The organism is Pseudomonas sp. NPDC087697, assembly GCF_044743155.1.
In the GTDB taxonomy this organism is placed as follows: domain Bacteria; phylum Pseudomonadota; class Gammaproteobacteria; order Pseudomonadales; family Pseudomonadaceae; genus Aquipseudomonas.
In genome coordinates this window covers 86192-104578 of sequence record NZ_JBIUVW010000008.1, presented here as the reverse complement: position 1 = coordinate 104578, position 18387 = coordinate 86192, and the positions used below count along the sequence as shown (strand labels likewise).

Annotated in this window: 15 protein-coding genes; 5 read left to right on the top strand and 10 right to left on the bottom strand. The window is 58.7% G+C overall.

Going from position 1 to position 18387, the window contains the following annotated elements:
• Positions 1-179: 179 nt before the first annotated feature.
• Together ACIPIN_RS08650 and ACIPIN_RS08645 are read right to left on the bottom strand one after the other, a co-directional pair.
• On the bottom strand, positions 180-542 hold the full coding sequence (locus tag ACIPIN_RS08650) for a hypothetical protein (protein WP_401117507.1): 363 nt from the start codon (positions 540-542) through the stop codon (positions 180-182).
• Between the two features lie 37 nt (positions 543-579).
• Positions 580-1464 (bottom strand): hypothetical protein, encoded by an 885-nt coding sequence (locus ACIPIN_RS08645; protein ID WP_401117505.1) that lies wholly within the window; start codon positions 1462-1464, stop codon positions 580-582.
• A gap of 102 nt (positions 1465-1566) precedes the next feature.
• On the opposite strand from ACIPIN_RS08645, the gene ACIPIN_RS08640 reads away from it, so the two are divergent.
• A complete protein-coding gene (locus ACIPIN_RS08640; protein WP_401117503.1) occupies positions 1567-2655 on the top strand; it encodes a helix-turn-helix transcriptional regulator in 1089 nt (362 codons plus the stop codon).
• Between the two features lie 246 nt (positions 2656-2901).
• Here the strand turns inward: ACIPIN_RS08640 and ACIPIN_RS08635 are convergent, their stop codons facing one another.
• Together ACIPIN_RS08635 and ACIPIN_RS08630 are read right to left on the bottom strand one after the other, a co-directional pair.
• Entirely contained in the window at positions 2902-3552 is a 651-nt protein-coding gene (locus ACIPIN_RS08635) for a hypothetical protein (protein WP_401117501.1), read from the bottom strand.
• Positions 3553-3618: 66 nt separating this feature from the next.
• Positions 3619-5094 carry a tyrosine-type recombinase/integrase gene (locus ACIPIN_RS08630; RefSeq protein WP_401117499.1) on the bottom strand — a complete coding sequence of 492 codons (1476 nt, stop codon included), beginning with the start codon at positions 5092-5094 and terminating at the stop codon, positions 3619-3621.
• A 1309-nt stretch (positions 5095-6403) separates the two neighbouring features.
• Here ACIPIN_RS08630 and fae point away from each other — a divergent pair.
• The 3 genes from fae to ACIPIN_RS08615 are packed head-to-tail and all read left to right on the top strand — an operon-like array spanning position 6404 to position 9391.
• Positions 6404-6916 (top strand): formaldehyde-activating enzyme, encoded by a 513-nt coding sequence (gene fae / locus ACIPIN_RS08625; RefSeq protein WP_401117497.1) that lies wholly within the window; start codon positions 6404-6406, stop codon positions 6914-6916.
• A 10-nt stretch (positions 6917-6926) separates the two neighbouring features.
• On the top strand, positions 6927-7961 hold the full coding sequence (locus ACIPIN_RS08620) for an aldo/keto reductase (RefSeq protein WP_401117495.1): 1035 nt from the start codon (positions 6927-6929) through the stop codon (positions 7959-7961).
• A complete protein-coding gene (locus ACIPIN_RS08615) occupies positions 7958-9391 on the top strand; it encodes an NAD-dependent succinate-semialdehyde dehydrogenase (protein WP_401117493.1) in 1434 nt (477 codons plus the stop codon). The genes ACIPIN_RS08620 and ACIPIN_RS08615 overlap by 4 nt, the downstream gene beginning before the upstream one ends.
• 10 nt (positions 9392-9401) lie before the next feature.
• Here ACIPIN_RS08615 and ACIPIN_RS08610 read toward each other — a convergent pair whose 3' ends face one another.
• From ACIPIN_RS08610 to ACIPIN_RS08585, 6 genes are all read right to left on the bottom strand, one after another.
• A complete protein-coding gene (locus ACIPIN_RS08610; protein WP_401117491.1) occupies positions 9402-10277 on the bottom strand; it encodes a LysR substrate-binding domain-containing protein in 876 nt (291 codons plus the stop codon).
• 218 nt (positions 10278-10495) lie between these two features.
• Complete coding sequence (locus tag ACIPIN_RS08605; protein WP_401117489.1) at positions 10496-11677, bottom strand: hypothetical protein; 1182 nt, start codon at positions 11675-11677, stop codon at positions 10496-10498.
• A gap of 86 nt (positions 11678-11763) precedes the next feature.
• On the bottom strand, positions 11764-13410 hold the full coding sequence (locus tag ACIPIN_RS08600; RefSeq protein WP_401117487.1) for a dipeptide ABC transporter ATP-binding protein: 1647 nt from the start codon (positions 13408-13410) through the stop codon (positions 11764-11766).
• Positions 13411-13412: 2 nt separating this feature from the next.
• Positions 13413-14249, bottom strand: coding sequence for an ABC transporter permease (locus tag ACIPIN_RS08595; RefSeq protein ID WP_401117485.1), 837 nt, complete (start codon positions 14247-14249; stop codon positions 13413-13415).
• Positions 14246-15199: an ABC transporter permease gene (locus ACIPIN_RS08590; protein WP_401117483.1), complete on the bottom strand. Its 954-nt coding sequence runs from the start codon at positions 15197-15199 to the stop codon at positions 14246-14248. The genes ACIPIN_RS08595 and ACIPIN_RS08590 overlap by 4 nt, the downstream gene beginning before the upstream one ends.
• A gap of 75 nt (positions 15200-15274) precedes the next feature.
• Positions 15275-16918 carry an ABC transporter substrate-binding protein gene (locus tag ACIPIN_RS08585; RefSeq protein WP_401117482.1) on the bottom strand — a complete coding sequence of 548 codons (1644 nt, stop codon included), beginning with the start codon at positions 16916-16918 and terminating at the stop codon, positions 15275-15277.
• 370 nt (positions 16919-17288) lie between these two features.
• Here ACIPIN_RS08585 and ACIPIN_RS08580 point away from each other — a divergent pair, with 370 nt between their 5' ends.
• The gene (locus tag ACIPIN_RS08580; RefSeq protein WP_401117481.1) at positions 17289-18221 is read left to right on the top strand and encodes a LysR substrate-binding domain-containing protein; all 933 of its coding nucleotides are present in this window, start codon (positions 17289-17291) and stop codon (positions 18219-18221) included.
• Positions 18222-18387 lie beyond the last annotated feature (166 nt).

The window sequence follows — 18387 nt, the reverse complement described above, 5'->3', positions numbered from 1 at the left end:
TTTGCATTCGATCTGACCAGCACGCTTCGTAGCCATGATTGGCAGTGAACTGCCCATAGCTGCCGGTGGCGACGGGCAGAAATCAGCTAAGAGCGGACATCTCCAAAAGCAGACAGTCATCGCTCATCGCGACCAGGTAACAACTAACGTTCGGTGCGGCCTTGAAAATCCGGGGCAGTTCAGGTGTGTTTTCGGGCCTGTGCCTTTTGCAGCATTGCTTCCAACTCCGCAATCATGTCATCCGCATCGATGTCCTGCCATTCGCCACAGTCAGTTGCGGTAATCATTTCCGCAAACTGCGGACTGTATTCGAGTGCGCTGTTCTTGATGTCCTCATCGGATACCGAGGTGAACACCCAAACACCGGTGATTTCGTCTCCGAACAGTCGTCGCTGGTCCTGAAGCGACAGCAATTCAGACAGGTATTTGCTGTCGGTCAACTCGGGATGAAGGCGCATCACCTCGCGCCGCAGTGCAGGGGCGGCAATTCCACCCTCTGCGAGGCGCACGACCAGGGTTTGTAATTCAGTCAATGGGATCATGGACACCTCGTATTCAAAGGGATTGAGAAGTAGATGATCAGTCGTTAGATAGCAGGCCTGCATGGCCAAGGTCGTAACCCACCATGAACAGGGATTGTTCCAGGCCACGTAGCGCGTTTGCAGGGGCGTCGATCTGATGGAAGGGGCTATGAGTGGCGGCCTCATGAGCAATGACTTGGCTCAGTACCCAGCTAGCGCGGATGTTCCATTGTGCATGGTGAGACCCGGAACGCAGGCGCTTGAACTGGAGGGTTCCGGTGCTCGGATTACGGCGCTTGGGGGCGACGGCGTTCTCGCTTTCTTTCGCGGCGGCCCAGGGGAAGCAGAGCGCGTCAGGCACCTGAATGAGCTCCTTGGCTTTGCAATACTGAACCACCAGCAGTCCGAGTGCGGCGGCCACGCGGCTGTCGTAGATCAGAAATTCGGGACAGATCAGCGAGTAAATCTTGGTCATGCCCGAGTTGAAACGGAGCGACTTCGAGCGCAAAACGGGAGCGTCGGGATCTTTTTGGATCAGTGCAGTTTTCACTTCCTGAATCATGCGGCCAAGGCCGGTCTTGTTTACCTTGAGCCATTCCACATTGCGGGAAGTCACACCGCCCCAAGCCATAACGTCTGTAGCAGCCTGCAACACAAGGGCGTCATTGCTGCCGGCGGCGATGAGGTCTTGGCGCAGAGCATCGAGGGCTTTCGCGTTGCTTGCGGAGCAAGAGCCGGGGTTGTAGGCCAAACGAGCATTGCCCGGGAAGTTCCAGCTGTAGGACTGGTAAGCGCCAAACAGGCTATCGCACGACCACTTGTTGCCGCTGCGGCGATCCACGTATTGATGATTGAACAACGTTTTGGAATTGAGCTCTGTCGCGAGCCAATCAATGAAACCAGTGACGTGCGGGAGGGTGGCGTAGGCTTGTTTGGTCTTCATAAATACTCCAGTGGGTTGGCCATTCAGATTGCAAGATTGCGTGCCAACGAGGAGATGGTATCTACTGGAACGACCACTTTTTGTCCGCTAGGAACCTCTGCTTTGGCCGCAAACAAATACACCGCGCCGGATCGTGAAAGACGTCGAAAACTTTTGCGGAAATTGCTACAGCAAGCAGGCGGTGCACAATCTACCGAAGAGCTTCACGACGGTATGCAAAAAGCGTTTGGAGACTATTCCATTAGAACCACCCGCCGTGATCTGGAGGCGCTGGCCGCCGGCCCCCAGTTCGCAAAATCGGCGGAAGGACCTAATCATAAAAGATGCTATTGGACTCTGGGGCGGGGAAGCCTTGACCTTGCGCTGTCACCTGCGGAGTCGATGACGCTCACCGCGATTTTCCAGCACGCCGACCGGTTTGGCTTTCGGATTAAATCCGAAGAACTGACCAAGCTCAGGGAGTATGCAGAGTCGGAGGTTTGGGCACGATCCACCCGCAACTTGGTTGCGGAGGGCCGGATAACTAGCGGTACCCGGTTTATGGTTTTGACGCCGGGCGATTACAACTCAGACCACCTCACCACCATTCAGGATGCAATGGTTAGTGATGAAAGCCTGGACGTAGTCTATCGCCCAAGAGACGCCAGTGGCGTTGAGACATGCACGTACCGGCTCAAGCCGCTCGCGCTTTCGTATCAGGATTCCAATATCTACCTTTCAGCGCTTATCGCTGACGAAACATGGCCAGAGGGGCAGGAACCACCTGCGGGCGCCCCTCGGGGTAAGTACAGCAGCAATGGCCGCGGCCAAACGTGCGTCCTGATGCTGCACCGGATGGTAGATGTCCGCTCTCACTGGGAAAAGATACCCGAGCCACCGGGTTACGATGTGCACGCCATTGATGTCCAGAAGGACTTGATGACGATCCATGGGGATGGAGTTATCGATCTAGAGCTCCGTCTGAGCGATAACCTGCACAATCGGTTGAGCGAGAACCCGCTCAATGCTGACCAGGTTGTGATTTCCAGCGGGAAGGAATGGATACTTAAATGCCAAGTGCACGATTCGCAGGGGCTGCGCCTGTTCCTGCTGAGTAACGCGGCGGACATTCAAGTTCTAGCGCCTGCTCAACTGCGGGAGCACATCCGCAGTGTCTTAAATGAAGCGGTCGAGAAGTACCGCGATTTTTGACGCCCAAGGTGGCTCTGCGAAACGCGATCGACCAGGCAGTGATCTGTGAATTTCCCCTTGTATCGTGGACGCACACTGACCGCTTTTGGGGCTTGCTGTCCGTCACGACGGGCAGCAAACGACCGAGGCTGTGGAAAACGTTTTAGAGCATGTTTGAAAGTCAGAGCCGGTACGAAAATCGCGCTCCTACGCAAATTTCAGGTCTGCTGATTAACCAAGCGCAACGGCCCGATGGCTCCGTCTTTCCTAATATCCTGAATCTGTCGAGAAGGTGATCGGTATACCAAGTGAATTGGAGGAGATTTCAATTTTCAGCTCGATCAATTCGGCCAGATTTTCAAAAAAACGATCTCCTTCGACGGAATCAAAGTCCGCGAATAAAACGACGTCCGCGCCAGCATCATGTGATTTTATGCGGACCAATTGTGTGAGTAGCCCGGCCATTAACTGCTCGGCTAGGTGTTCCGACAAAATTTCGCCAAAACCTAATGAATGATAAAGCGGGCGAACGAATACGGCGTCGAGTGAGAACAAGAACCTCAACGGTCCCTGTGTTTCGGATTCGCCGTCCAGATCTTCACTTCCATGGCTACGGTACCGACAAAGTCCCGCGAGCTCCTTGTTTATCCAAAGCTCCAGATTCTCGGCATCGATAAAGTAATTGTCGTTTAGAGGAGACCCCGCGGCAGCGATTTCCTTCACAAGAGGAGACTTTTCTTCATTCGTTGCCATACCGATCGAAATAAGGGCGTTCCAATGCTGTGTCCCGTCGTAGGTGCTGTGCTGGAAAATGCTCACGCAACGTTTTTGGGGACCCAGGGCATCGTCCTGTTGCCAGGGCTCAAGATCCGTCAGTCTCTCTGCATACTGCCCGTCAACCTTGGCTGTGTGATTCATAGCTCACCCCGTGGGGAAAAATAAGAGCTTACGGTCGACGGATGACTATTGCCGTTCAGATGTTGATTAATTCGGGTTCAATTTTCCGGTGGTCGAGGCAGGCGTCGTCATGGGCGCTTTGTGCCCATTTGAGTTGCCTCTACCTAGTCCCTCCAGACCATCCTGGCCAATCATGATGTCGGTGAGCTTCTCGCCCAGCAGGTTCCAAGCTTCTTTTTTCTCTTCGGCATAATCATGGTGTAAGTAGTGACGGCGGACCCGGGAACCTGCCAGCACGTGGTTCTGGCACCGGTCTATCACGTCAAGGCTTATGCCCCAGGCTTGCATCATGGTTGCACCCGTTCGTCTCAAGTCATGGGGTGTCCATTCCCCATTGGCACCACCGGACAGCACCAGGGTGTCATCATGTCGGCGACGTGAAAGCGGCTTGCGATTTTTGAAGCGTGATTGGCGGTCTCCCACCTGTTTGCTGACGACCTTGAGATCGACATGACCATCATGATGCTTTGCGGGAAAGCACCATTGAGAGTTTCCTGTGAGCAGCCGAAGCTTGCTGAAATAGTGGATCGCAAACGCAGATAGGAACACGTGGTGGTCCTGCTTTTTCCCCCGGCTACCTTTGACGTTTGCCACGGGAATAAACCAGACACCGTTTTCCAAATCAACGTTTTTCCATTCGGCCTGAAGCAGTTCACCAATCCGGCATAACGTTCCCAAACAGATCCAAAGCGCAAGTTGGGACTCTGGCTTGAGTGGGCGAATCCCATCGTACTTTTCGCCGGCAGGTAGTGCTGCATAGTCCGCAGTCATTTTTTGAAAGCGTTGGTATAATTCTTGAAGTTCGATGGAGGAGAGGATCCGAGTTCGCTCCTCCTGGTAGTCACTGGGTACAAGCTTGTTGATTTCGACCAGGTCTGCTGGGTTTCCGTCAATCAGCAGTGTTCGCCATGGCTGGCGTTTCTGGGCCCATCCAAACATCTGAACGATATCCGAAAAAAGACTGATGGCCTGACGAGTAGCGCCGCGAGATATTACGGATCGCACCAGGTTCCGCAGGTCATGCTCACTAATTGAGCTGATGACTTTTGAGCCAAGGGCGGGGTAAAGATCTTTCGCGAATTTTCTCCGTAGCTCGGCATTACCATCCTTGCGCGCCACACCATCGCGAAGCCATTCTCCCGCGAGGTCTAGCAGCGTTAGTTCCTTAGACTTTTGTCGATCGGCCTCCGCGAGTTGTGCAGCCAGTTCCGCTTTTTGTCTGACCTTCCCTGCGCGCTTGTTCTCGTTTGGATTGATCCCTTTGGCTACAAGGTCTCGCGCTTCGTTGCGCTCCTTGCGGATTTCGGTCAACGACTTGTTTGGCCAGGTACCGCACGAGAAGCGGGTGTAAATCCCTTTCCAACGAAACTGGAAGTAAAAGGGGATGGCGATACCTTTTTTGCGGAGTGAGACCCTGCCCGCGAGGCTGCCTTCGTCGCGTATGATAATGCCGACATCCTGCTCGGTCAGTGCTTCCAATTCCTTGGCAGTGAGCTTGGTCATAATCAACCTCCTGATAAGTTTACTCCCACATTTACTCCCACTGATTCGTCAGCTAAGGGTAGATCAGGATAGAGATCGTTGGAAGGGTTAAGCGCTGAAAGCGCCTTGTTTTACTGGGCTTGAGGATTCTATAGGGGAGTGGCGCGAGCCAGGGATGACTAATGCTTAACTGAATGGGGTGCTAGGGGTCGAGTGTTCGAATCACTCCGTCCCGACCATATTTTTCAGTGACTTAGCCCAATCTTTTCAGGTTGGGCTTTTTCATACCCGAAAAAATACCCCCACATTGTGAGTTCACGCCGCTTTTGGCCCTTTTTCGCGCTGTCTTTGGCACCAATCCACTCCGATATTTTTCTTCCTTTCTCAGCGTTTTCGCATGTCAGATAGCCTTGCCAAACGCCCTGTTTCCGGGCGATTAGGGCGTTTTTCCTCACCCCACCGCGGCTCTAAACCCTGGAAGCTCAGTTCCGATTTTTCTTTCTTAAAGGTCAACATCCCAAATCAGTGGAACCGGCTGTACGTCACGCGGACCGTGCCTTTTAAGGCAAACGGAAGCCGCGAATGTACCTCTAGGCCAGACTTCCGATTGTGCGCTAGGGAAACGGAACGGAGCGCGGGGAGGCGGGGAGGGTCGTTGGGTAATCGCCAGGTCTGCGGAAGGTCTCTAGTCGCTGGCCGAGCCCTTTGATCCCAAGGCCCAGGGGCCGATTTGGAATCAAACCATCGCGTCCGAGAGCCTGCCTCATACCTCCAAATTCGACGTTTTTGGGCCCAAACCGCAGTGCCAAACAGACCGCAAATTCACCCGACTTCTTGCTGTTTTGGTGACAAACCATTTTGCAGGTAGTTGGCACCGATTGAGTGCCGCTGAACCCTCGAAAGATCCGTCGGCCGCGGCTTCTAGCGGTCAGCTCGGAATCTCTTGCAAGGTCCTGGTCGGTGCCAAATCCGCTGCTAACTCACAGCAAGTCGGCTGGCTCTGGGTGGAACCGGATCGCATAGCCGTTGGGGACTAGACTGCGCAGGTCGTAACCCATCATGAACACCGCCCTTGAGTTCGCTGAGTATGACCAGAACTCATGCCCCCATGACTTTTAATGGTTACAGCCTCCCGAATCCCCAGTGTTAAAAAATCGCAAACACAGCTCATCAACAACAAAAAAGAGCGTTTGCAACCATGACTGATCCTCACTGCCGCGTCCTCGCCAGCCCCGTGCTGCGCTCTTCGAACCCCGATATTTGCCCCGCGATCTTCGAGATTCGCGTGCACTTCTGATCACCCCCAAAAAGCCAAAAAGAGCAATGACCCATGAAAGAACTCGACTTGTACATCGGTGAAGGTTTCGAAGGCCCTGGCGTGAACGCCGCGCACATCAACATTCTGATCGGGCCGCGCAACGGTCCGGCAGGGCAGGCGTTTGCCAATAGCCTGGCATCGCCGAGCCAGGGGCATTGCCCATTCATGGTGATCGCTCAGCCGAACATTCCGGTCAAACCGATGACCCTTTACGTCAACAAAGCCGCGATCAGCAGCGATTTGCATGGCAACGCGACCTGGGGCGCCTCCCAGGCCGGGATTGCCAAGGCTGTGCTTGAAGCGCTGCTGGACGGCACCTTGCCACCGGAAGCCGAAGACGAGTGGGCCATCGTGACGGCCAACTGGGTCAACCCGACCTGCGATGACCTCGATGCGGTCTACCTGAACAACTACAACGCTTGCCGCACAGCGATCCGTGCCGCCCTGACCGGCAAGCCGGAAACAGCGCAACTGGCGGATGTGGTCGATCACATCAGCAACCCTTTCTACACCCCAAAAGCCTGAGGTCCGCGCCATGCAATACATTCGTTTGGGCAACTCCGGCCTGCAAGTCTCCCGCCTGTGCCTGGGCACCATGAACATGGGCACCCCGGACTGGAAACCGTGGATTTTCGACGAGAAGCAAAGCGAGCCGATCGTCGCCCACGCCCTCGATAACGGGGTAAATTTCATCGACCTTGCGGACTTCTATTCCGCCGGGGTCGGTGAGGAGGTGGTGGGGCGCATCGTCAAGCGTCTGGCTCGTCGGGACGACCTGGTGATCACCACCAAGGTAGGCTACGGCACCCGCAACGGCATCAATGCCAGCGGTCATTCGCGCAAGCACATCATGGACAGCATCGACGCCTCGCTGAAGCGTCTGAACATGGATTACATCGATGTCTTCATGCTGCATTACTTCGACATGAACACCCCGGTTGAAGAAACCATGAGCGCGATGAACGACATCGTGCGTTCCGGCAAGGCCCGTTACATCGGAGTGTCGACCATGCTCACCGGGCAACTGGCGACGATCCTCATGGCTTGCGAGCGCAATGGTTGGGTGAAGCCGATCAACATGCAGTTGCAACTGAACTGTGCCTACCGCGAAGAAGAGCGCGAGATGATCCCGTTCTGCCGCGATCAAGGTCTCGGCGTCTCGGTGTTCAGTCCGCTGGCCCGTGGCCTGCTGACCGGTGACGTGCAATCGACCCGCAACCAGACCGACTTTTTCACCCAACAGATGTACAGCGACGAAGCCTCGTTCGAAATCGCTCATTCGGTACAACGCGTGGCCCGTGCCCGTGGTGTATCGAACGCGCAGATCGCCCAGGCCTGGGTCGCCAACCATCCGGGCGTCGATTGCATGCTGGTGGGCGCCGACACCACCGCGCAGTTCGACAGTGCCCTGGCGGCGCTGGAGACCAAACTCGACGCCGAGGAGCTGCATGAGCTAGAGCGCAACTACACTCCGTGCGACGTGATCAACGATTACACCGCCGGCAAACGCATCCTGCGCTCGGCCCGTCCGGCTCTGGAACGTTTTAATCTGACAGGGGCTGTGGCATGAGCGCGCTGATCCGTAATGGCAATTTCATCGATGGCCAATGGTCCAGCGGTGGCGCGACTTATCCGGTGCTCAACCCGGCCAACGGCGAACTCATCGTCGAAGTGCAAAAGGCCGGTGCCGAAGAAACCAACCTCGCCATCGCGGCCGCCGATCGTGCCTTGCCGGCCTGGCGCAAGTTGACCGCCAAGGAACGCAGCCAGCGCCTCAAGCGCTGGAGCGAGCTGATGTTGAGCAACCAGAAGGACCTGGCCACCTTGCTCAGCCGTGAACAGGGCAAACCGTTGGCCGAAGCCATGGGCGAAGTGGTCTACGCCGCAAGCTTTCTGGAGTGGTTCGCCGAAGAGGCCAAGCGCGCTTACGGCGACGTGATCCCGAGCCACAAGGCTGACGCGCGAATCATCGTGGTCAAGGAAGCCATCGGCGTGGTTGCGGCGATCACCCCGTGGAACTTCCCGTTGGCGATGGTCACCCGCAAGGTCGGCCCGGCGCTGGCGGCGGGTTGCACGATGATCCTCAAACCATCGGAAGAAACCCCGCTGTCGGCCTTTGCCCTCGCGGTGCTGGCGGAGCAGGCGGGCATTCCGGCCGGCGTGTTCAACATCGTCTCCGGCGACGCGGTGGCGATTGGCGGGGCGCTGCAAGCCTCCAGCATCGTGCGCAAACTGTCGTTCACCGGCTCCACCCGCACCGGCAAACTGTTGATGCGTCAAGCCGCCGACACCTTGAAAAAAGTCTCTTTGGAACTGGGCGGCAATGCGCCGTTCATTGTCTTTGACGACGCCGACCTGGACTCCGCCGTCAAAGGCGCCATGGCTTCGAAATTCCGCAATACCGGGCAGACCTGCGTCTGCGTGAACCGCTTCTTCATTCAGGACGGCGTGTACGAAGCCTTCACCGGCAAACTCGCTGAAGCGGTCGCCGCGATGCGCGTCGGCAGTGCGCTCGACGGTGAAACCGAGCAAGGTCCGCTGATCAACGCGGCGGCGTTGGCCAAGGTCGAACTGCATGTCGGTGACGCGTTGGAGAAGGGCGCCAAACTGTTGTGCGGCGGTCGTCGTCATGCGCTCGGCGGCACGTTCTTTGAGCCGACCATCCTCACCGACGCCAGCAGCGAGATGCTGATCGCCCAGGACGAAACCTTCGGCCCGGTGGCCGCGTGCTTCCGCTTCAAGGACGAAGCCGAGGTCCTGCAACGGGCCAACGACACACCGTACGGGCTGTCGGCTTACTTCTACAGCCGCGACATCGGTCGCGTCTGGCGCATGGCCGAAGGCTTGGAAGCCGGCATGGTCGGGATCAACGAAGGGATCATTTCCACGGAAGTCGCACCTTTCGGTGGCATCAAGGAATCGGGCCTCGGTCGCGAGGGTTCGAAGTACGGTCTGGAGGACTACCTGGAAATCAAATACCTGTTGATGGGCGGCCTGTAATGCCATTGCCTCAGGGGTTGCTGACCCATCCCAACCAATCCGTAAACAACCGCACCTTCGACAACCCCTGTTTGTCGTTCGCCACATCCAGCCAATAACCATACGGTCCGATCACCTCAACCGGGGTGATCGGCAGCAGGCTGCCATTGGCCAGTTCCTTCTCGATCATCTGCCGGTCAATCACCGCCAACCCGCCACCGGCCAGAGCCGTGTGAATCACCTGATCCAGCGTGCTGAATTCCAGCCCCTGCGCGGCATCGATATCGTCACGCCCCATCGCCGCCAACCAATTCTCCCAAACCTTCAAGCGCTTGCCGTCGTGCAGAATGTGCAGCAGTGGAAACTGCCGCAAGTCCGGCGGCTGGCCGTTGACGAACAACTCCGGACTAGCCACCGCCATGTGCCGTTCCATCACCAGCAACTGGCTGCTGCAATGGCTCGCTGCTTCGAGGCCGAAGCGGATGTGGCAGTCGATTTCCGCGAGGTTGTCGTGGCCGCTCTGGTGGATCACGCTCAGGCTGATGTCCGGATAGCGTTGGCAGAAGGCGCGCAAGTGCGCCGACAACCAGCGCGTGGCCCAGGTCGGTGGAGCGACGATGCGCAGGCGCTGGCGCAGGTTGGGCACGCGTACCGCTTGCAGGGCGCGTTCGATGTGGTCGAAGGCGTCGCTCAAGTGTGGGAAGAGGGCGATACCGGTTTCGGTCAGCGACAGACCCTGAGGCGTGCGAATGAACAGGGTTACACCGAGATAGTCTTCGAGTTGCTTGATCTGACGGCTGACTGCGCCTTGGGTAACGTTCAGACCCAGCGCCGCCTGGCTGAAACTGCGATGCCGCGCGACTTCTTCAAAAACTCGCAGCATGTTGAGCGAGGGCAGTTGGCGCATGAAAGGATGACTCCGCACCTGACGCCGACACTTGGAAGCGTGGGGCAGGTTTATTGTTTTTTTGGTGAATGTTCTGTAGGGCGTATCTGACTCTCTGTGAAGGGTGGGTGCAAGGGGGCGATGTTGAGGTGAAGCAAAAAGATCGCAGCCTGCGGCAACTCCTGCGTTGGAATGCGTACACCCTGTAGAGCTGCCAAAGGCTGCGATCTTTTCAGGGTTTAGAAGTAGTACCCAATGTTCATGTACAACTGGTTTTCCCACTGATTACTACCGCCGGCCCCCAGGCTCTGGGTGTAGCTGCTGCCACCGATGTACGGGTCGTTCTTGCCGAACAGCCACTCGGTGGCGATCCACAGTTTGCTCACCGAGAACGAGGTGCCGAGGATCATTCGCTGAGAGGTCTTGAAGTCGTCCGCCGACTTGTCGAAGGCGCTGTAGTTGGCGTACAGCTTGATCCCGCTGACCTCGTCGAACAGGTATTTACCGTCCACGTCGTAGCTCAGGTCGGCGACGTACAGGTTGCCGCGGCTGGCAACGTTGAACGTACCGTCGTAGCCGCCGAAGGTCACCACCTGGTCGGTTCCGGGGTTGCGCGGCGACATCTGCTGACGGGCCGCTTGCAGTTGCACACCCCACGGGCCGTTCTTGCCCAGATAATGCAGGGCCAGGGCATTGCGTCGGCCATCTTCGCGAGTGTCGCGGTTCTCTAGGGTCGAGGTCAGGCCCGAGATCCCGACTTCGGATTTCCAGTCACCCAACTGCACGGCTTTTGCCAAGCGCACCACCGCGGTGTTGTGTTCCTGGTTGTTGCTGCCATCGGCCACGTAGCTGTCAGCCTTGGAGACCACCGTGGAGTAGGTGTCACCGTTGCTGGTGCCTCGGCCTTGCAGAGCCGGGCGCAGGTAATAACCGGCCTGGAGGTTCCAGTCACCGTACTGCTGGATGTATTTGGCGCCCACCTGTTCCACGTCTTCGAGGCCGACCACGTTGCCCAGGGTCTCGTAGAAAGTGCTGCCGAAATAGGGCTGCAGGCCGAACGGTACTTGGTTCAGACCAACCTGCACCTGTTGGTCCGGGTTGAATTTGTAGCCCACCCAGGCGGTTTCGGCGAACTGAACCGCGCCGATGCGATCGGTGTACTTGTACGGGTAGGACCGACCGTAGAATCGGTACTTGGCCGCGCCGATCCAGGTGTCGGAGTTGTACTTGGCGGTGAGGAACGCGGTGTCGAAGTTGAACGTCTGGATGTCGCGATCCGGGTCATAGTCCCAACGCGCCCGGACGGCTCCGCCAAGGTCGAGGTTGTCAGTCACCTGAACCGCCATAGCCGGTGCCGCGAAGGCGCCGAGCACAGGAATTAGAGCAATGGAACGGATAGCGCGAGGGGTGGTTGTGCGCACAGTGAGACTCCTGATTTCTGATTTATAGTTGGCAGCAGCAACCCGGACCGCAACGAACGCTGCGGCCTGGGGAAAGGGTTATTGACTCAGTTGGCCTGAGGTCGGATCAGCCTCAACGGGGGGGCAATCGCGGGCGCAACCGGTATCACCGAAGCGCCGGGTGCCGCCGCCAGCAAGGTCTGGGTGTAGGTGTTTTGCGGTCGCAACAACACCTGTTCCGCTGTGCCGTACTCCACCACTTCGCCCTGACGCATCACCGCGATGTAGTCACTGATTTGCGCCGCCACCCGCAAGTCATGGGTGATGAACAAAATGCTCAGATTGAGGCGCTGTTGCAGCTCGGCGAGCAACTCCAGCACCTGCTTCTGCACCGAGACATCCAGCGCCGAGACGCTTTCATCGGCGATCAACACTTCCGGGCGCATCGCCAGGGCGCGGGCGATGCCGATGCGCTGGCGCTGGCCACCGGAGAACTGCCGTGGCTTGCGCTTGAGAACGTCACGTTTGAGCCCGACTTGTTCCAGCAAGTCGCCGGCCTCGGTCCACGCATCCCTGGCCGATAATCCACGTAGTTGCGCAGCGCGGGCGATGATGTCGCCGACCCGATGGCGCGGGTTGAGCGAGCCGTAAGGGTCCTGGAAAATCATCTGGATCCGTCGCCGATTGGCCGCCAGCGCCGAACCGCGCAAGGCCAGGAAATCCGTGTCACCGACCCAGACGTGGCCGCTGTCGCTTTCTACCAGCCGAATCGCCGCTTTCACCAGCGTGCTCTTGCCCGAGCCGGATTCGCCGACAATCGCCAGGGTCTTGCCCCGTGGCAGTTGCAGCGAGACGTCCTTGAGCGCCGGCACCAAGCGGCCGCCGACGTTGTAGGTCTTGGTCAGGTGCTCGATGCGCAGCGCGAGTTCGCCATCGGCGCACGGCGCGTGCAATTCGGGATGCAGCGCCGGTACGGCAGCGATCAACTTGCGGGTGTACGGATGCTTCGGTGCATTGAGCACCTGATCGCGCTCACCGATTTCCACCAGCACACCACCTTCCATCACGGCGATGCGGTCGGCGATTTCCGCCACCACGCCGAAGTCGTGGGTGATGAACAGAATGCCGTGCTGACCGCGACCACGCAGGTCACGCACCAGTTTCAGCACCTGGGCCTGAGTGGTCACGTCCAGCGCCGTGGTCGGTTCGTCGGCGATCAGCAAGTCCGGGTTCATCGCCAACGCCATGGCAATCACCACCCGTTGGCATTGGCCGCCGGAGAGCTGATGGGGAAAGCTGTTGGCGATCCGTGGCGGGTCGGGCAATTGGGTGGAGTCGAGCAGGGCGAGCATGCGTTCCCGGCGCTCGGCGGCGGGCATGGTCGGCGCGTGAATGTCGAAGATCTCTTCGACCTGCTGGCCGATGCGAATCGCCGGGTTCAGCGCCGCCATCGGCTCCTGGAAAATCATCGCGATGCGGTTGCCACGCAAGCGGCGCAGCGAGTGTTCGTCCATGCAGCAGATGTCGTCGCCGAGAAAGTCGATCACCCCTTCGCTGTGGCGCAGGCCCTTGGCGTAGTCGCCCATGATCGCCGCCGAGAGCACCGATTTACCGGAGCCGGACTCGCCGATCACGCAGAGGATTTCGCCCTTGCGCACGTCGAGGCTGATGCCCTTGACCGCATGGCTACGGTCGGCGCCGGCAGGCAGTTCGATGGAAAGGTTTTCCACCTTCAATACTTGTAGATGACTCATGCTCAACTCCTTGTGCCTTTCTGGGCGTGTTCGTCCAGACCATCCGCCAACAGGCTCAGGCCCAGCATCAGGCTGGAGATGGCAATGCACGGGAAGATCACCAAGTGTGGGAAGGCGATGGCCATGCTGCGGCCTTCGTTGATCATGCCGCCCCAGTCCGGCGTGGGAGGTGGCAGGCCGAGGCCGAGGAAACCGAGGGCGCCAATCATGATCGCGGTGTAGCCGATGCGCAGGCAGAAATCGACGATCAATGGTCCGCCGCAGTTGGGGAGGATTTCCACCAGCATGATCCGCAGCGAACTTTCACCCTGGGTGATGGCGCTGAGCACGTAGTCCCGGGAGCGGATGTCGATGGTCAGTGCGCGCATGATCCGGAAGATCGCCGGGGCGCTGGTGAAGGTCACCGCAATCAGGATGTTCAGTGCCGAGGCGCCGAGGGCGATGATGATCACGATGTACAACACCAGCACCGGGAACGACAGCACGGTGTCCGCGACATACGACAGCAACGCATCGACCCAGCCATTGAAGTAACCGGCGCACAGGCCCATGGCGATGCCCACGGCGAATGCGGTCAGCGTCGCCAGAATCGACCAGAACAACACGGTGCGCGTGCCCCAGATCAGCCGCGAAAGAATGTCCCGGCCGATCATGTCAGTGCCAAGCAGGAAGCTCATGCCGTTGCCATCCGGGGTCATTGGCGTCAGCAGCGGGGTGAAGCTTTCCAGTGGATCGTGGGGCGCCAGCCACGGCGCGAACAGCGCCATCAGTACCCAGCCGCCGACCAGCAGCAAACCGAGCAACGCCAAGGGATGTTTGAACGAATTGAGGAAGTTCATTGGCCACCTCCGCCAAGACTGCGCAAGGTGATGCGCGGGTTGAGCCAGGTGTAGGCCAGGTCCGAGAAGATTTTGGTCGCGCCGACCACGATGCCGCTGATCATCGCGCAGGCTTCGATCAGGTAGACGTCATGGTTCAGCGATGCGGTGTAGAGCAGCGAACCGAAGCCTTTGTAGGCGAAGAACACCTCGACCACGATCACGTTCGACAGCAGCCACGGGATGTACAACATGATCACCGTGATCGGCGCGATCAGTACATTGCGCAGGGCATGGCGCAGCACGATGCGTGAGGTGGACGCGCCTTTGAGACGGGCGGTGCGGATGTACGGCGCCTGCATCACTTCGACCATCGAGGCCCGGGTGATCCGCGCCAGATAACCGATGCCGAACAGGCACAGCACCATCAGCGGTAGCGCCAGTTCCACGGCGTTGAAACCGTCGCTCATGCTGCTCACGCCCGGCAGCCAGTTGAGCCAGAACACGAAGATCGCCGAGACGAACACCGCGCTGGCAAAGTCTGGAATCGAGGTGGTGACGATCGACAGAAACGACACCAGCCGATCCACCGCCGAACCCTGTCGAATGCCTGCCAGAATGCCGAGTGTCAGGGCCACCGGCACCATCACCAGCAAGGCCAGCCCGGCGAGGATCAGGGTTTGCCCCAGGTTGGGCAGCAGCAGGTCAATCACAGGCTCACGAAAGTGCACGGAGGTGCCCCAGTCGCCGCTGACAAAATCCTTCAGCCACACCAGATAACGCCAGGCGAAGGGTTGGTTGTAACCGTGTTCCACCAGCCACGCAGCGCGCTGGTCGGCGGCGGAGTAGGGGCCGAGGACGTTGATCGCAACGTCCTCGATGTTCAGTTCCAGGGCCAGGAACACGATCACCGACACCGACAACAGGGTTGCCGCCAGTGCCAATAACTTGCGCAATAGAAATTCAGCCATGCTCGCACGCTCCGGCTAATCAAGGGATGTCGGCCCGCCGCACCGCAGTGGGCGAGCTCGTTCGGGGCGCTTGAATCAGGCGCTCAACCAGACTTCATCCATTGGGTAGAAGTCCGAAGGATGAACCTTGAACCCTTGGACCTTCGTGCTCGCGGCGGTGAACTTGTCACCCCAGAACGGCTGCACCGTGACGCACGCGTCCTGCAGGATCTTCTCGACGCTTTCCATCGCCAGGGCCCGTTGTTTCGGGTCGATGATGCCCATGGCCTTGTCCAGCGCGGCGTCGAAGGCCGGGTCGCTGTAGTGGCTTTCGTTCCAGGCCGCGCCGCTGCGGTAAGCCAGTTCCAGGGACATCACACCCAATGGGCGATGAGCCCAGTAGGTGAGGCTAAAGGCAGCCTTGTCCCAGATTGGCCAGTACTGAGTGGCCGGGATCACTTTAAGGTTGATGCGGATGCCGGCCTCGGCGCAGTTCTGCTGCAGGATTTGTGCGCAATCCTGTTCGTAGCGGCCTTGGGTGTTGCCGACGATCAGGTCGATGTCGATGCCGTTTGGATGACCGGCTTCGGCAAGGAGTTTCTTCGCGCCAGCGACGTCCCGGGTACGTTTGGGCAACGGGAAGTATTCCGGATGGGACGGGGCGACGTGATGGTCTTCACCCAGGGTGCCCATGCCGCGATAGGCGATTTTCAGCATCTGTGCGTTGTCGGCGCAGAGCACCACCGCTTTGCGAATCCGCAGGTCATCGAACGGTTTCTGGTCGCAGGCCATGCGCATAACGACGGTTTGCGCCGATTTGCAGGTCAGCAATTGCGCACCCGGCAAACGCTTGGCCAGGTCCAGTTCGGCCACGGTCACTCGGTACAGCAGATCTACTTGCCCGGCCTGCAACGCCGCGAGATGGGTGGAGATGTCAGTACCCATGTCGACGTAACGCAACTCGTCGAGGTTGGCCGGTTTGCGCCAGTAATCGGCACGCTTGGCGAAGGTCGCTTGCTTGTTGACCGCGAACGAAACCAGTTTGAACGGCCCGGTGCCGAGCGGGTTTTTCGCCCAGTCATCACCGGCCTTGAAGCTGCGGTGGACGATGGCGCAGGTGAAGGCGTTGAGCATTTCGGGGATTGCCAGCATCGGTCGCTTGAGCACCAGGCGGAACTGGAAGTCGCCGAGTTTTTCGAAGGCACTGATGTCCTGGAACGCGGTGCGGTTGACCGACTTGGAGTCGGTGGCAATCCAGCGCTCGATGTTGTGCTGCACGTCCTCGACGTTGAAGGTGTCGCCATTGCTCCACTTCACGTCCTGGCGCAGGTTGAAGGTCCAGGTCTTGAGGTCGTCCGACGGGCTCCAGCTCTCGGCCAGGTACGGGTGGGTGATGTTGTCGGCGTCGACCCAGGTCAGGTACTCCAGCGAGTTGCGCAGCAGGTTCGAGGCTTCGATCCAGGTGATCAGCATCGGGTCCTGGATTTCCTGGATGGCGCAAGCAAACCGCAGACTGCCGCCCTGGCGCGGCGGGACGACATCGGCGGCGCGGGCCGAATTACCGAGCAGGGCTGAACCGAGGAAGGTGCTGGCGCTGGCGGCGGTGATGCCCAGCAGCGCGGCGGTGCGCAGGAATTGCCGGCGGTTGATCTTGCCGTTTTTGACTTGAGTGCACAGGTCGTTTACTGCTGGGTGCGGCAAGTCGCCGTCCAGAGTCTTTAACTCGTCGAGATAAGGCATGGGGCAGCTCTCATGTTGTTTTTATTTGAGATGGCCGCAGTTTTGTCATCGGCGCAAAGATCGACAAACGATAAATTCAACGCGTAAACGTTCGATAAATGCATGTTACTGAACGCGGGTGTCGCGGGTGCTTGAAGTAGACGGTCCGATGGACCCCTGTGGGAGCGAGCTTGCTCGCGATAGCGGTGGGTCAGGCGAAGCAATATTGACTGATGAACCGCTATCGCGAGCAAGCTCGCTCCCACCCAAAGCGGAATCGGGCAAGACAGTAGAAATCGTCCTGCACAACACAAAAATGCATGTTACTCAGGAAATTTCCCACAAGGCGTGGGATGCTTGGATCTCGTCAGTCCTTGCGCGAGTCACCTTCATGAAACGCAAAATGCCCGCGCTCAATGCGCTCAAAGCCTTCGAAGTGGCCGGCAGCACCGGCAGCTTTACCCGGGCGGCGGAGTTGCTCAATGTCACCCAGAGTGCGGTCAGCCGGCAGGTGCGTCAGTTGGAGGAGCAACTGGGCGAGAACCTGTTGGAGCGTCGGCATCATCACCTTGAACTGACCAGCGCCGGCCGGGTTTTGCTGCGGGCGCTGCATCAATCCTTCGACAAGATCGAGCTGACGGTGCGCAGCATCCAGCAGAAATCCCACGCCAATCGGCTGCACATCAACGCGCCGCCGACTTTCACCAGCCGCTGGCTGATGCCACGCTTGGGACGACTGCGGGAGAAGCATCCGGAACTGGAGTTGAGCATCACCACTCGCCTGCAGGACAGCCTGGCGGAAACCAGCACCCTGGACTGCGCGATCCGTTTTGGCGATGGCGAATGGGACGGCCTGGACAGCTCGCTGCTGATTCAGGAACGGCACATCGCGGTGTGTGCGCCGTCCTTGTATGCGCGGGAGTGGAGCGAGGGCGGCATCGACCTCAATCGCCTGACGTTGCTGCATGTGCTGGCCCGGGAAGACCAGCGCTACCTGACCTGGAAACACTGGCTGGACGCGGCGAAAATCACCGGCGTCGACACCCAGGGCGGTTATGAATTCGACCTGCTGGACCTGGCGATCCGCGCGGCTACTGACGGTTTGGGCATCACCATCGCCGACTGGCACATGGTCGCCCCGGAACTGGCCAACGGGCAGTTGACCCAGGTGCTTAACGTGCACGTGGAAGGGCACCAATCCTACTGGCTGGTGACCCGGCCGGAGCAGACCTTGATGCCACAATTGCAGATGTTCAGCCAGTGGTTGCAGGAGGAGATCTGGTTGGCGCAGCGGCAGTTGGAGCCTTCAACCGCAGCCAACTGACGTACCCACCCCCTGTGGGAGCGGGCTTGCTCGCGAAAGCGGTGGGTCATCAATATAAATGTTGACTGACACTACGCCTTCGCGAGCAAGCCCGCTCCCACAGGGGAACTCGTCGCCCGTCGGGGTAACCTGCCTTTTTCGAATGTTCCTGCGCTCAATAAATCGT